Annotated in this window: 14 protein-coding genes; 11 read left to right on the top strand and 3 right to left on the bottom strand. The window is 61.0% G+C overall.

All coding sequences use genetic code 11. The features are described from left to right. From BM416_RS08030 to BM416_RS07980, 11 genes are all read left to right on the top strand, one after another. A complete protein-coding gene (locus tag BM416_RS08030; protein WP_092488028.1) occupies positions 1–1449 on the top strand; it encodes an alginate O-acetyltransferase in 1449 nt (482 codons plus the stop codon). Between the two features lie 8 nt (positions 1450–1457). Next, positions 1458–2567 (top strand): mannuronate-specific alginate lyase, encoded by a 1110-nt coding sequence (locus BM416_RS08025; protein WP_092487123.1) that lies wholly within the window; start codon positions 1458–1460, stop codon positions 2565–2567. Positions 2568–2785: 218 nt separating this feature from the next. Beyond that, on the top strand, positions 2786–4318 hold the full coding sequence (locus BM416_RS08020; RefSeq protein WP_092487120.1) for an MBOAT family O-acyltransferase: 1533 nt from the start codon (positions 2786–2788) through the stop codon (positions 4316–4318). 11 nt (positions 4319–4329) lie between these two features. After that, on the top strand, positions 4330–5514 hold the full coding sequence (locus BM416_RS08015; RefSeq protein WP_027604733.1) for an alginate O-acetyltransferase: 1185 nt from the start codon (positions 4330–4332) through the stop codon (positions 5512–5514). A 16-nt stretch (positions 5515–5530) separates the two neighbouring features. Further along, positions 5531–6184 (top strand): alginate O-acetyltransferase AlgF, encoded by a 654-nt coding sequence (locus BM416_RS08010; protein ID WP_027604734.1) that lies wholly within the window; start codon positions 5531–5533, stop codon positions 6182–6184. 105 nt (positions 6185–6289) lie between these two features. Then, the gene (locus tag BM416_RS08005; protein WP_027604735.1) at positions 6290–7741 is read left to right on the top strand and encodes a mannose-1-phosphate guanylyltransferase/mannose-6-phosphate isomerase; all 1452 of its coding nucleotides are present in this window, start codon (positions 6290–6292) and stop codon (positions 7739–7741) included. A gap of 263 nt (positions 7742–8004) precedes the next feature. Beyond that, positions 8005–8469 (top strand): hypothetical protein, encoded by a 465-nt coding sequence (locus BM416_RS08000; RefSeq protein WP_027604736.1) that lies wholly within the window; start codon positions 8005–8007, stop codon positions 8467–8469. Positions 8470–8483: 14 nt separating this feature from the next. Further along, positions 8484–9296: an SDR family oxidoreductase gene (locus tag BM416_RS07995; protein ID WP_092487117.1), complete on the top strand. Its 813-nt coding sequence runs from the start codon at positions 8484–8486 to the stop codon at positions 9294–9296. Further along, positions 9297–9710, top strand: coding sequence for a hypothetical protein (locus BM416_RS07990; RefSeq protein ID WP_027604738.1), 414 nt, complete (start codon positions 9297–9299; stop codon positions 9708–9710). Between the two features lie 136 nt (positions 9711–9846). After that, positions 9847–11148 carry a hypothetical protein gene (locus BM416_RS07985; protein ID WP_092487114.1) on the top strand — a complete coding sequence of 434 codons (1302 nt, stop codon included), beginning with the start codon at positions 9847–9849 and terminating at the stop codon, positions 11146–11148. Positions 11149–11404: 256 nt separating this feature from the next. Beyond that, positions 11405–11683, top strand: coding sequence for a hypothetical protein (locus tag BM416_RS07980; protein WP_175539044.1), 279 nt, complete (start codon positions 11405–11407; stop codon positions 11681–11683). A gap of 65 nt (positions 11684–11748) precedes the next feature. Here BM416_RS07980 and BM416_RS07975 read toward each other — a convergent pair whose 3' ends face one another. The 3 genes from BM416_RS07975 to BM416_RS07965 are packed head-to-tail and all read right to left on the bottom strand — an operon-like array spanning position 11749 to position 14987. Next, the gene (locus BM416_RS07975; protein ID WP_074843945.1) at positions 11749–12609 is read right to left on the bottom strand and encodes an efflux RND transporter periplasmic adaptor subunit; all 861 of its coding nucleotides are present in this window, start codon (positions 12607–12609) and stop codon (positions 11749–11751) included. A gap of 10 nt (positions 12610–12619) precedes the next feature. Further along, positions 12620–12820 (bottom strand): DUF1656 domain-containing protein, encoded by a 201-nt coding sequence (locus BM416_RS07970; protein ID WP_017738673.1) that lies wholly within the window; start codon positions 12818–12820, stop codon positions 12620–12622. Beyond that, positions 12810–14987 carry an FUSC family protein gene (locus tag BM416_RS07965; protein ID WP_092487111.1) on the bottom strand — a complete coding sequence of 726 codons (2178 nt, stop codon included), beginning with the start codon at positions 14985–14987 and terminating at the stop codon, positions 12810–12812. Before BM416_RS07965 ends, BM416_RS07970 begins: the two co-directional genes overlap by 11 nt. Between the last annotated feature and the right edge of the window lie 20 nt (positions 14988–15007).

Genomic DNA, 15007 nt, shown 5'->3' with positions numbered 1-15007 from the left:
ATGCACCCACACATGATCAAACTGCTGAGCCTCTCGGGTCTGACCCTCGGCCTGCTCGCGGCCAGCCAGGGCGTGCGCGCCGACGAAATCAAGGCGCCGACCTTCACCGCCGAGCCCTGCTGCAGCCTGTGCCCGGCCGCCCATGACGCGAAGAACTACACCACGCGCTACCAGCAGAACTTCACCACCCTGGTGCAAGCCCAGGGCGACTGGCTGTTCCGTACCCAGGAAGACCTGCGCACCGAATTCGACACCAGCCCGGCCGGCTACAAGCGCATGCAACAACTGCACGACGCGTTCAAGGCCAAGGGCGTGGAACTGGTGGTGGTCTACCAGCCGACCCGTGGCCTGGTGAACCGCAACAAGCTCAACCCCGCGGAAAAAGCCTCGTTCGATTTCGACAAGGCCCTGGGCAACTACAAGACCATGCTCGGCCGTTTCGCCAAGATGGGCTACGTGGTGCCGGACCTGTCGCCGTTGACCAACGAGCAACTGCCGGACGAACTGCCGGCCCACGACTTCTACTTCCGCGGCGACCAGCACTGGACTCCGTACGGCGCCCAGCGCACGGCGAAAATCGTCGCGGCCAAGGTTAAGCAGATGCCTGAATATGCCGAGATTCCCAAGCGCGAATTCGAGACCAAGCGCTCCGGACGCATGGGCAAGACCGGCACCCTGCACAACATGGCGGGGCAACTGTGCGGCACCAGCTACGCGATCCAGTACATGGACCAGTTCACCACCGAGCCGAAAGGCGAAGCCGGCGACGGCGACCTGTTCGGCGATTCGGGCAACCCGCAGATTACCCTGGTGGGCACCAGCCACAGCGGCAAGAACTACAACTTTGCCGGGTTCCTGGAAGAAGAAATCGGCGCCGACATCCTCAACGTCGCCTTCCCCGGCGGTGGCCTGGAAGGCTCGATGATCCAGTACCTGGGCAGCGACGAATTCCAGAAGAGCCCGCCGAAAATCCTGATCTGGGAGTTCTCGCCGCTGTATCGCCTGGACCAGGAGACCATCTACCGCCAGATGATGGCGCTGCTCGACAACGGCTGCGAAGGCAAGACCGCGCAGATGACCGCGAGCACAACATTGAAACCCGGCAAGAACGAATTGCTGGTTAACAGTTCGAACAAAGACCTGCGTAATGCCAATCACCAGGTTGATATCCGCTTCGCCGACCCGTCGGTGAAAACCTTGCAAGCCACCCTCTGGTACATGAACGGGCGCCACGAGGACATCAAGATCGAGAAACCCGAAACATCCGATACAGACGGGCGTTTCGCCTTTGAACTGCGCACCGATGAAGACTGGGCCTCGCAGAACTTGCTGGCCGTGGAAGTGCAGGGCCCCGAAGCGGGCGCTGCCGCGCAGAAGGTCGAAGCGAAAATTTGCACACGCAACGTATTCCCAGCGGGCGGTCAACAGACCGCCTCGACAGGGCAATGAGGTTACTTATGCAGAAGTTATGGATTCCATCGTTGCTGGGCCTGGCGATCTTCGCCGGTTCGGTCAACGCCGCCGCCCCGCTGCGTCCGCCCCAGGGCTACTTCGCACCGATTGAAGCGTTCAAGACCGGCGACTTCAAGAATGACTGCGATGCCATGCCGGCGCCGTACACCGGCTCGCTGCAATTTCGCAGCAAGTACGAAGGCTCCGACAAGGCCCGTTCCACGCTGAATGTTCAGTCGGAAAAAGCCTTTCGCGACAGCACCGCCGACATCACCAAGCTGGAAAAAGACACCAGCAAGCGCGTGATGCAGTTCATGCGCGACGGTCGTCCGGAGCAGCTGGAATGCACGCTCAACTGGCTGACCAGCTGGGCCAAGGCCGATGCGTTGATGTCCAAGGACTTCAACCACACCGGCAAGTCCATGCGCAAATGGGCCCTGGGCAGCATGGCGTCGGCCTATGTGCGCCTGAAGTTCTCCGACTCGCACCCGTTGGCCAACCACCAGCAGGAATCGCAACTGATCGAAGCCTGGTTCAACAAACTGGCCGATCAGGTGGTCAGCGACTGGGACAACCTGCCGCTGGAAAAAACCAACAACCACTCCTACTGGGCCGCCTGGTCGGTGATGGCAACCTCCATCGCCACCAACCGTCGCGACCTGTTTGACTGGGCCGTGAAGGAATACAAGGTCGGCGTGAACCAGGTCGACGACCAAGGCTTCTTGCCCAACGAATTGAAGCGTCAGCAACGCGCCTTGTCGTACCACAACTACGCCCTGCCGCCGCTGGCGATGATCGCCAGTTTTGCCCTGGTCAACGGTGTTGACCTGCGCCAGGAAAACAACAGCGCACTCAAGCGCCTGGGCGACAAAGTGCTGGCCGGGGTCAAGGACCCGGAGATCTTCGAACAGAAGAACGGCAAGGAGCAGGACATGAAGGACCTCAAGGAGGACATGAAGTATGCCTGGCTCGAACCGTTCTGCACCCTCTACACCTGCGCGCCGGATGTGATCGAGCGCAAGCACGGGATGCAGCCGTTCAAGACCTTCCGCCTCGGGGGTGACCTGACCAAGGTCTACGACCCGACGCATGAGAAAGGCAATAAAGGTTCCTGAGCGAACTCGGTAAAAAATGTGGGAGGGGGCTTGCCCCCGATAGCAGGGTGTCATTCAACACAGATGGCGACTGTTACACCGCCATCGGGGGCAAGCCCCCTCCCACATTTTTGAGCCGGTTTCGTCAGTAGGAATGTTGTACCGCCCTCCCCGTTTTTTCGTGGGGGGTTTGGGGGGGCTCTGGCCCTTGACTGTTGGTTAAACATGGAGAGATCGGGATGGTTTTCTCGTCCAATGTGTTCCTGTTTCTGTTCTTGCCGATCTTTCTCGGCTTGTACTACTTGAGCGGGCAACGCTATCGCAACCTGCTGCTGCTGTTGGCCAGCTACGTGTTCTACGCCTGGTGGCGAGTGGACTTCCTGGCGCTGTTCGCCGCCGTCACGCTGTGGAACTACTGGATCGGCCTCAAGGTCGGTGCCGCCGGCGTGCGCACCAAGCCGGCCCAGCGCTGGCTGCTGCTGGGCGTGGTGGTCGACCTGTGTATCCTCGGCTACTTCAAGTACGCCAACTTCGGCGTCGACAGCATCAACGTGATGATGAAGTCGGCCGGCCTGGAGCCGTTCATCCTCACCCACGTGCTGCTGCCGATCGGGATCTCGTTCTACATCTTCGAGTCCATCAGCTACATCATCGACGTGTACCGTGGCGATACCCCGGCGACCCGCAACCTCATCGACTTCGCGGCGTTCGTGGCGATCTTCCCGCACCTGATCGCCGGCCCGGTGTTGCGTTTCCGCGACCTGGCCGACCAGTTCAACAACCGCACCCACACCCTCGACAAGTTCTCCGAGGGCTGCACGCGGTTCATGCAGGGTTTCATCAAGAAGGTCTTCATCGCCGACACCCTGGCGGTGGTGGCCGACCATTGCTTCGCCCTGCAAAACCCCACCACCGGCGATGCCTGGCTGGGGGCGCTGGCCTACACCGCGCAGTTGTACTTCGACTTCTCCGGCTACAGCGACATGGCCATCGGCCTGGGCTTGATGATGGGTTTCCGCTTCATGGAAAACTTCAAGCAGCCGTACATCAGCCAGTCGATCACCGAATTCTGGCGGCGCTGGCACATCAGCCTGTCCACCTGGCTGCGTGACTACCTGTACATCACCTTGGGCGGCAACCGTAAAGGCACGCTGACCACCTACCGCAACCTGTTCCTGACCATGCTGCTCGGTGGCCTGTGGCACGGTGCGAACATCACCTACATCGTGTGGGGTGCCTGGCACGGCATGTGGCTGGCGATTGAAAAAGCCATCGGCCTCAACACCGCACCGCGCAGTTTCAATGTCCTGCGCTGGGCCTTCACCTTCCTGCTGGTGGTGATGGGCTGGGTGATCTTCCGCGCCGAAAACCTCCACGTCGCCGGCCGTATGTACGGTGCGATGTTCAGCTTCGGCGAGTGGTCGCTGTCGGAACTCAACCGCGCCAACCTCACCGGCCTGCAAGTCGCGACCCTGGTGGTGGCGTACGTAACCCTGGCGTTCTTCGGCCTGCGCGACTTCTACACCAACCGCCCTGCCGAGAAAACCAAGCCGGCCGACCCGAGCCTGATCAAGGCCGTGCCGGGCGACAACCCGGGCAGCATCCACGAGCCAGGTTTCACCGTTGGCCGTGACGCTGCCGTGCAACCGGCCTACTGGACCGCTGACTGGCCACGCTACGCCATGCGCGCTGCAGTGCTGCTGCTGTTCGTGGCGTCGATTCTCAAACTGTCGGCGCAGAGTTTCTCGCCGTTCCTTTACTTCCAATTCTGAGGGAGCCGACCATGACCCGTTCATTACGCGTCCTCTATATCGGCCTGTTCCTGGTGCTGCTGCTGGCCCTGGGTGCCTGGTCGCTGCGCAGCTTCCTGGGCTTCAGCACCAACGCCGACGCAACCGTGCTCAACGGTCGCTGGACCAAGGCCGTCGAGACCCATTACGACGAGGAGTTCCCGATCAAGCGATTGGGCACCAACCTCTGGGCCGCGCTGGACTACAAGCTGTTCAATGAAGGCCGCCCTGGGGTGGTGCTGGGCCGCGATCACTGGTTGTACAGCGACGAGGAGTTCAACCCCGCCGTCAACGAAGACCAGAACCTTCAAGGCAACTACGCGCTGGTCGAAGGCGTACGCCAGAAGCTCAAGGCCCAGGGCATCCAACTGGTGATGGCGATCGTGCCGGCCAAGGTGCGCCTGTACCCGGAACACCTGGGTGAAGTGAAACCGGCGAGCATCCACGCCAACCTGTACCAGGACTTCCACGCCCGTGTAGCCGCCGACAAGATCATCGCCCCGGACCTGCTCGGCCCGCTGCAACAGGCCAAGCTGGGCGGCAAGCAGGTGTTCCTGCGCACCGACACCCACTGGACCCCGGACGGCGCCGAAATCGCTGCCAAGCAATTGGCTAAAACCATCGCCGACAAGACCCCGCTCCACGGCGAGCCGCAGCGTTTTGTCACCGAGGCCGAGAAGACCGAGCCGCATAAAGGCGACCTGCGTCTGTTCCTGCCCCTGGACCCGCTGTTCGAAAACCTGATGCCACCGAAAGAGCCGCTGGAAAAACGCGTCACGCACCTGGCCGAAACCAAAGGCGACGACGCGCTGTTCAGCGACAGCGAAACCCCGGTGGCCCTGGTGGGCACCAGCTACAGCGCCAACCCCAACTGGAACTTCGTCGGCGCCCTCAAGCAAGCCCTGGGCAGCGACGTGGTCAGCTACGCCGAAGACGGCCACGGCCCGATCCTGCCGATGCTCAGCTACCTGAAAAGTGACGACTTCAAGAACAGCCCGCCACAGGTGCTGATCTGGGAGTTTCCTGAACGCTATCTGCCCGTGAACAACGAAATCGGTGATGCCGACCCATCGTGGGTTGCGCAACTTAAACAAGCCGGTTCGCGCCAACAAAACATGGCACTGAACACCCCAGCTAAAAACCCAAAATCCGAGACGCCCGACCGGGCGCAAAACTGAAAGAGAGGTAACTCACATGACTTTCACTACTACTCCGCGTCGTCTCGCTAAGACTCTGGCCCTGGCCGCCGGTATGAGCTTGGTATCCCTGTCCGCCTTCGCCGGTGACGCTGCCTTGTACGGCCCAGTCGCACCGAAAGGCTCAAGCTTCGTGCGGATCTACAACGCCTCCAACCAGGAAGTCAGCGCCACTGTCGGCAGCACCAACCTCAGCGACGTGGCCCCGCTGGCCAGCAGCGACTTCAGCTTCATGCCCGGCGGCGACTACAGCGCCAAGGTCGGCAGCCAGACCGTGCCGGTCAAGCTCGCCCCGGACCACTACTACACCCTGGTCAACAACAACAGCGGCCAGCCACAGCTGATCGAAGAACCGCCGTTCAAGAACAAGCAGAAATCCCTGGTGCGCGTGCAGAACCTCAGCGACAAGGCCCTGACCCTGAAGACCGCCGACGGCAAGACCGACGTGGTCAAGTCGGTGGCTGCCAAAGGCCGTGGCGAACGTGAAATCAACCCGGTGAAGGTGAGCCTGGCGCTGTATGACGGCGACAAGAAAGTCGGCGACGTCAAGCCAGTGGCCCTGGAGCGCGGTGAAGCAGCGGTGCTGTACGTCACCGGTTCGGGTTCGAGCATTTCGCCAGTCTGGGTAAAACGCCCGGTGTCGACCCGCTGAATGAATTTTCCGGGTCGGCTGCGGCCGGCCCGGACACGAGACAAAAACAAGAGTGAAACGACAAACCTTCGTAGCTCTGACCCAAATTGATTCAAGGAGAAACACATGATCCCAGTAATCCTTTCCGGTGGTAGCGGCTCACGTCTTTGGCCGCTTTCCCGCAAACAGTTCCCCAAACAATTCCTGGCCCTGACCGGCGAGCACACGCTGTTCCAGCAAACCCTGGAACGCCTGGTGTTCGAAGGCATGGACTCCCCAATCGTGGTCTGCAACAAGGACCATCGCTTCATCGTCAACGAGCAACTGGCCAACCGTAAACTGGAGTGCCAACGCATCCTGATGGAACCCTTCGGCCGCAACACCGCGCCGGCCGTGGCCCTCACCGCGATGATGCTGGTCAACGAAGGCCGTGACGAACTGATGCTGGTGCTGCCGGCCGACCACGTGATCGACGACCAGAAAGCCCTGCAACGCGCCCTGGCCCTGGCCACCGTGGCCGCCGAGCGTGGCGAGATGGTGCTGTTCGGCGTGCCGGCGACCCGTCCGGAAACCGGCTACGGCTACATCAAGTCCACCAACGATTCGCTGCTGCCCGAAGGCGTGAGCCGCGTACAGCAGTTCGTGGAAAAACCCGATGAAAAACGCGCCGTCGAATTCGTCAAAAGCGGCGGTTACTTCTGGAACAGCGGCATGTTCCTGTTCCGCGCCAGCCGCTTCCTGGAAGAGCTGAAAAAGCACGATCCGGACATCTACGACACCTGCGTGCTGACCCTGGAGCGCAGCCAGCAAGACGCCGATACCGTGACCTTCGACGAAGCCACTTTCGCCTGCTGCCCGGACAACTCCATCGACTACGCCGTGATGGAAAAAACCCAGCGCGCCTGCGTGGTGCCGTTGAGCGCCGGCTGGAGCGACGTGGGTTGCTGGGCTTCGCTGTGGGCGGTCAACGATAAAGACGCCAACGGCAACGTCACCAAGGGCGACGTGGTGATCCAGGACAGCAAGAACTGCATGATCCACGGCAACGGCAAGCTGGTGTCGGTAATCGGCCTGGAAAACATCGTCGTGGTGGAAACCAAGGACGCGATGATGATTGCCCACAAGGACAAGGTCCAGGGCGTCAAGCAGATGGTCAACACCCTCAACGAACAGGGCCGCAGCGAAACCCAGAACCATTGCGAAGTCTATCGTCCGTGGGGCTCCTACGACTCGGTGGACATGGGCGGCCGCTTCCAGGTCAAGCACATCTCGGTCAAGCCGGGCGCGTGCCTGTCGTTGCAGATGCACCACCACCGCGCCGAACACTGGATCGTGGTCAGCGGCACCGCCGAAGTCACCTGTGACGAGAACGTGTTCCTGCTCTGCGAGAACCAGTCCACCTACATCCCGATCGCCTCGGTGCACCGCCTGCGCAACCCGGGCAAGATCCCGTTGGAGATCATCGAAGTGCAATCGGGCAGCTACCTGGGCGAAGACGATATCGAGCGCTTCGAAGATATCTACGGGCGCTCGACGCCGGTTGAACGTGGCGTGTCGGTGAAAACTATCGCGCAGTAAAACAGTCGTACAAGAAGCCCTCGCCCAGCCCATTGCGTCCCCTATCCGCAGTGGGTTGGGTGGGGGCTTTTTGTTTGGGATTTGCGCTGGCTGGGCGGGCCTCATCGGGGGCAAGCCCCCTCCCACCTTTGATCTGCGAATACATTCAAATGTGGGAGGGGGCTTGCCCCCGATGAGGCCGGCACACCCACCACAGCACTCAAGGTAGCCAATCCCACCTACGCTTAAGTTAGGATGCTCGTTCCCTACTCGAGGTGGTCTCCATGTTCTTCGGCGTTCTACTGATCATCACCTGGCTGATCCTCCTGCTGCGCTACCCGGCCAAGGCATTGCCGGTGTCGTTGGCCGCTGCCGTCGGCCTGGGTCTTGTCGCGGTGTGGGTGGTGTGGCTGGACAACCGTGAAGCCTCGCAACTGGCGCGCCTTGAACTGCGCATCACCTACGCCCCGCAGGAATGCCCGGCTGACCGCCCGCTCAAGCTGACCCTGAACAACGGCAACGACGTACCCCTCACCGAACTGCGCTGGCGCGTCGCCGCCTATGCGCCGGGCGATACGGTCAACCTGGCCGACAACGTCTACGCCGCCCCGCGCTATCGTGGCCCCGGCGAGTTGCAGGCCGGCGCCACTTGGGACGACTGCCTGCCCACCCCGCCCCTGCGCCCCGGCTACCGCGCGCAAACCCTGGAATTTCGCGCCGAGCATCTGCAAGGCAGCTTCTCGGACTGACAAAGGACTGATCCATGCTCAACGTACTCATCACCGGTTGCTCCAGCGGTATTGGCCGCGCCCTGGCCGAGGCCTTCAAATCCGCCGGTTTCAACGTGTGGGCCAGCGCCCGCCGCCCGCAAGACGTCACCGCCCTCGCCGCTGCGGGTTTCAATGCCTTCGAACTCGACGTCAACGACAGTGCCGCTTTACAGCGCCTGGCCGAACAGCTGGGCGAGCTGGATGTACTGGTCAACAACGCCGGCTACGGCGCCATGGGCCCGCTGCTCGATGGCGGCACCGAGGCGATGCAGCGCCAGTTCGAGACCAACGTATTTTCCATCGTCGGCGTGACCCAGGCGCTGTTCCCAGCCCTGCGCAAGCGCAAAGGGCTGGTGGTGAATATCGGCAGCGTTTCCGGCGTGCTGGTCACGCCGTTTGCCGGCGCCTACTGCGCGTCCAAGGCGGCGGTGCATGCGTTGAGTGATGCACTGCGCATGGAGCTGGCACCATTTGGGGTGAGGGTGATGGAAGTCCAGCCCGGCGCCATCAATACGAGTTTTGCCAAAAACGCCGGGGCCCAGGCCGAGCTGTTGATCAACCAACAGTCGCCATGGTGGCCGTTGCGCGAGGGTATTCGCGCACGCAGCCAGGCCTCTCAGGACAAGCCCACCCCGGCCAGCGTGTTTGCAGCAGATGTGCTCAAGGCGGTGCAACAACCACAGCCACCGCGCCTGTTGCGCTCCGGCAATGGCAGCCGGGCGTTGCCGTTGATGGCCGCGTTGTTGCCCAAGGGATTATTGGAAGCCGTGTTGAAAAAACGCTTTGGTTTGAATGGGAGTTTGTAAATGATCGACTACAGCGACTTTTTTGAAGAAGTGATCCAGACCCACGTCGAGATCGAGCAATGGTTTGCCGGGGTTGCGCCGGAAGGCACCCTGCAAAGCCTGCTTGCGCGCTTCTCGCCCGAGTTCAGCATGATCGCCCCCGCCACCGGCACACGCGTCAATGCAGCCGGGGTCAACGCGCTGTTCACTCGCCTGGGTGGTATGCGCCCGGGGTTGAAGATCACCTTGAGTGAAATGGCTGGGATTGACCGGCATGCGCGCGGCGCAACGGTGACTTATCGCGAACATCAGATCGACGCCAGCGGCACGCAGACGGATCGCCGCGCCACCGTAGTGTTCGAGAAGCAGGCCAGTGGTGCGCTGTTATGGCGGCATTTGCATGAGACATTTGTGCCTCAGGCGCGCAACAACTAATGGCCAGTTAGTACCTGTCAGATCTGACAGTAGACGAGGGGGTGTCCCAGGAACAGTCTTGCAGCTTAGTCCAGCCAAAACCTGCTGTGTTATTGACTTGGCCACCATCCCCTCGAGTGCGTGAAGGAATGCTGCGATGAGTTCTTCCAACAGTCAGCCATTGAATCAACCCGGTACTCCGGACCCGGACTTTGGCATCAATGGGCAAACCACCCTGTATTCGATACTCAACCATATTCCCGGCCTGACCCTTCGTTTTCGACTCAAGGGGCTTACTACGGATAACAACGGCCAGCTTCTGTTCAGTGCCAACCTGTTTAAAAAAGAACATTTCGTCTACGGCTTGGGGCGCCTGAAGCCCGACGGGAGCCTGGATGGAGCGTTTACGCCAAACGAACTGGTCACTGGTGACTTTGTGCAGTCATTACCAGCCGGAGCTTCAAGGCTGACTGTACAGCCCGATGGGAAAATCCTCATGGTGGGCTGGACATCACGCAGCTCATTCGACAATTGGGCCGACTTGGTGGTTGCTCGCTTCGACGACAAGGGCAGACCCGACACAAGTTTTGCCGAAGAAGGCCGATGCATTCTTCAAACCATGCCGGATGAGGGGCTGACGGAGGACTCGGTTAAAGTGCATGTGCAAAAGGACGGATGCATTCTGGTAAGCGCCAATTATTCCAAACGCCACAATCCAGCCCTGACCGTAGGTGTGCTGTTTCGACTGTTACCCAATGGGCGGCTGGATCCTGGACTGAACGGCAATGGCAGGCTCGACTTCAACCTTCTCGGCCCCAGTGCCGCCACTGCCATCAACGCATGCATCAGCCAGGGCAATGATTACAAAATAGTCATCGCGGGGCATGCCCAATTCTCCCCAGGGCGCCAAACAGCCTTCTTCGCCCGCCTCAACCCTGACGGAACCACAGATGCTGCCTTTGGCAGCCCGCAGACCCCTGGTTTTCACCGCGTTGACAGCATTGAGGGTGACACCACGCTTTACGATCTTGTCGAACGAACGGACAAAAGTCTTATTGGCGCCGGTCAAGTCGGCCTGAATGGCAATGGAACGACGAAAGGCCTGATCCAGGCCATTACCCCCAATGGCGCCGCGCATCAACTGTTCAATAACGGCCAACCGCTGGTCAGTGAATTTGATGACAACCGTGACATTGGCTGGCAGTGCATCATGAACACAAGCGCTGGGAACCTTACGACGGCATCCGAAGGTACTTGGGTATATATCGCTCAATTCAAGGCCGATGGCACACTGAATATGAACTTCAACAACAAGGGCTACATCGATCTGGACGCCCCCGTCATGTCCACCCCTTTGGTGTTAGCCAAGCGGGGCGACCACCGCGTTATCGTGGGTGCCAACGTCGCGGGTACAGATCCAGCGGGCGGCATTGGCGCTCTATTTAGTTTCTTTGGCTAACAAGGCCGGGCCAATCTCACGCTGTGCTAGTGGCCCTGTTCCAGGCTCAACGAACGCTATCGACAATCGCCGTGCCACCGCGGTGTTTGAGAAACAGGCCAGTAGCGCACCGTTGTGGCGTCATCTGCATGAAATTTATGTAGCGAATTGAAATAACTGCCCGGCCGGTTCCTACAAAAAACAGCGAACGGCCTGAGATCATTACAAGGAAACTATCCCCAGGCTCCTTCACCTCTGTCCACTCACAGGTGAAGGGATGCCAAGTGACTTCCTGCAAAGCGGTGTGCCGGATGCGTACACGACGACTCGCCAGCGACTGACCCTATTCTTATCGGCATTTATGAAGGTCGCGGCCCTGAACGCCTTGCTTTCGGCAGGCTACCTGGGGAACAACCCAGTTACGTTATTTGCATTATTTCCACTGCTCCAATCGCTGTTCTGCCTGCTGATTCTCAATACAAGAAACCACCGCCGCTTCGTCAGCATGCTGCGGGTCAAACGTCGACAAGAAATCAGAGCCAACGCACAAACCTGAAGCGGTGCCCAATCTGCCTGTCAACAAAGATCGAATGTGGGAGGGGGCTTGCTCCCTCCCACATTTCAGTTCGGCGTTTGGTTGACGATCACGGTGCAGGTAATCCCCGCTGCCAACAACACCCCCTCCGGCACTTCATCAATATGAATCCGCACCGGCACGCGCTGGGCCAGGCGCACCCAGTTGAAGGTCGGGTTCACATCGGCGATCAGTTCGCGGCTCTCGGGGTTGTCGCGGTCGTAGATGCCGCGCGAGATGCTTTCTACGTGCCCCTTCAACGTCTCGCCGCTCATCAACTGCATGTCAGCTTTGTCGCCGACGTTCACATGGGGCAGCTTGGTTTCTTCGAAGAAGCCGTAGACCCAGAACGAGTTCATATCCACCACGGCCATCTTGGCTTCGCCGATGCGTGCGTAGTCGCCGCGATGCACGTTGAGGTTGGTGACGTAGCCGTCCACTGCCGCCACGACCTGGGTGCGTTTCAAGTTGAGTTCAGCCGCTTCGAGTTGTGCCAGTGCGTGCTGGTAATCCGCCAGGGCCGAGTCGGCGATGTTGCTGGCGTCGTCGCGGTTTTCCCTGGAGATCACCAGGGCGTCGAGGTCGGCGCGGCGGTGGGCGTTGACCTTGCGCATTTCCCAGGTGGCCTTGCGCGAGGCGACCAGGGACTGCGCCTGCTTGACCGCGATGCGGTAGTGCTCGGGGTCGATCTGCATCAGCAGGTCGCCCTTTTTGACCAATTGGTTATCGCGCACCGGCACGTCGACCACTTCGCCGGTGACGTCTGCGGCGACGTTGATGATGTCGGCACGCACGCGGCCGTCGCGGGTCCACGGCGTTTCCATGTAGTGCACCCACAACGTGCGGCCAATCCAGATCGCCAAGGCCAGTACCAGCAAGGTCGCGAGCAGGCTGAAAAATTTTTTCATCGGGGCATTCTCAACGGTAGACGGTCAGCGCCAGGGCGCCGAACAGGCAAACGAACAGGCTCAGGCGCAGCAACGCCGGGTGCCAGAAAAACCGGTACAGGTCGAAGCCGGCCAGGAAGCGGTCCAGGGCCCAGGCCAGCACGGCCGCGATCAGGAACATCAGGGTCATGGTCGGCATATAGATGCCGTGGAATGCGATTTCACGAGGCATTCGGGGTTCCTTTGAGGGCCGCCAGCGGTGATTGCGGGTCCAGCAACGAGGTGCGGATAAAGTGCAGGTAGCTTTTCACCCGGCGCAGGGCCGAGGTGTCGAAGTGCGGGGCAAAGGGTTCGTCGGTGGCCTGCACGCGGCTGATCGCGTGGTCGACGGCGATCAGGCCACGCTCCAGGTTGCTGGCGCTGGGTTGCAGGAACAGGCGCACCAACGAGCGGCCCATCACCCGGATCGCCTGGCGCCACGGCTGGGATTCGGCATAGGCCGGGTGCACCGGCAGGATCGCCTGTTCCTTGCGCAACTCGATGATCGCGTGGCCGACTTCCAGCACCACGAACATCCAGCGCAGCAGGTCGCGTTGCACTTGCGGCTGGCCGACAGCGAGGCCGTAGGCCTGGTGCAGCAGGTCTCGGGTGCGACTTTCGAAACTCGACGCCAACCCCTTGAGCTTGCCGCTGATGGCATACACCACCTGTTCACGCAGGTCCTGCTCCAGGCGCCGCCACAGCCAGCGACTGTTGGGCGGCAGGATGATCGCCCCCGCCGCCGCGCACACCAGCATGCCAATGATCATGGCGATGTAGTCGTTGATAAAGGTGTAGGGGTTGTAGACCGTAAGGTTGTCCGGCACCGAACCGGTGCTGAAGAAAATCAGCAGGCCTACGCCCACACCGGCGTATTGCGGGCGTGAGGCGAGGAACGCGCCGAGGATGATCACCGGAGCGAGCATCACGCACAGCAGCGGGAAGCCGTCGATCCACGGGAACACAAAGAACATTTCCACAAAACCCACCAACGCGCCGATCAAGGTGCCGCAGGCCATCTGGAACGCCATGCGCTTGGGGTTGGGCGTGGCGGCGGACAGGCCGACGGTGGCAGCAGCGATCAAGGTCATGGTGGCACCGCTGGGCCAGGCCGTGGCCACCCAGTAACTGCCCAGCACAATCAGGATGAACGACGCGCGAATCCCCGAGGCGGCGCAGGCCAGCCAGTTGGTTTTGGGGCTGAAGGTTTCGTCCCATTGCTCCCGTGCATGGCTGTGATCGGCCAGGGAGGCGTGGGTTTGCGCGTAGTTGTGCAGGTCATCGACGAAGCGGTAGAGCAGTTCATAAGCGGTGTGAAAATCCAGCTGTTCGGCCTCGCTCGGATTGCCCTCCTGGAAGGTCGCACGCAGGCTGCGGACTTTGGCGGGCAGGCTGTCCTTGTAGGCGCTGAGCTGGTTGACCAGGCGCGCGGCGTCGGGGCTGGTGAGGGCGCGGCCGGAGAAGCCATCGAGGACTTCGGCGAGATCCTGCAGGCCCGGTTTGATCGCCGCCACCACGTGATCCGCGGCGTCCGTGCGCAGGCGTTCGAGCAACTGGTGCAAAGCATTGAAGCGCGTGGTGATGCCCATGAACTCGCTGTTGAGGCGACTGAGCCGACCATTGCGCCGGCGCATATGCGGGTCTTCGAACACCGTGAGGCTGCGCAGCCCTTCCAGGCCCACGGCTTCGGCGATAAAGCGCACGTTGCTGGCCTCGAACCCTTCACGTTGGCTGCGCCCGCGCAGGCCGTCGGTGACGAACAGCGCGAACACGCCAAAGCGCTGATAGAGCGCGTTGCGCATCGCTGCACTGGAGGTCTGCGGCAGGATCGCCGCGCTGACCAAGGTGGAACACAGGATCCCCAGGGAGATTTCCAGCACCCGCCACACCGCCGCCATAAAGGCGCCGTCCGGATGGGCCAGGGCCGGCAGGCCGACCATCGCTGCCGTGTAACCGGCCAGCACGAAGCCGTAGGCGCGAAAGTTACGGTTGCGTGTCGCGCCAGCGGTGCAAATGCCGACCCAGATTGCCAGCGCCCCCAGGAACAACTCGGTGTTCTGCGCAAACAACGCGATCAACACCACCATCACCGCCGACCCCGCCAGGGTGCCGAGGAAACGATAGAAGCTCTTGGCGAACACCTGGCCGCTCTGGGGTTGCATCACGATAAATACGGTGATCATCGCGGTGCGCGGTTGCGGCAGTTCCAGGCGCATGGCCAGCCACAGCGTGAGGAACGCGGCGATCAGCACCTTGAAGATGTACACCCAGGTCACGCCGTCGCTGCGTGCCCAGTCGAAAAAACCACGGCGCCACTCAAGGGAGTGCAGCCAGCGCAGCGGTGCAGGCATCGGAGTCATTAAATCCTACTCAGTGACCA

Source organism: Pseudomonas sp. NFACC42-2 (genome assembly GCF_900116055.1).
GTDB classification, from domain to species: Bacteria; Pseudomonadota; Gammaproteobacteria; order Pseudomonadales; family Pseudomonadaceae; genus Aquipseudomonas; species Aquipseudomonas marginalis.
The sequence above is the reverse complement of the archived record's forward strand: the minus strand, read 5'-3'. Positions and strand labels throughout refer to the sequence as shown.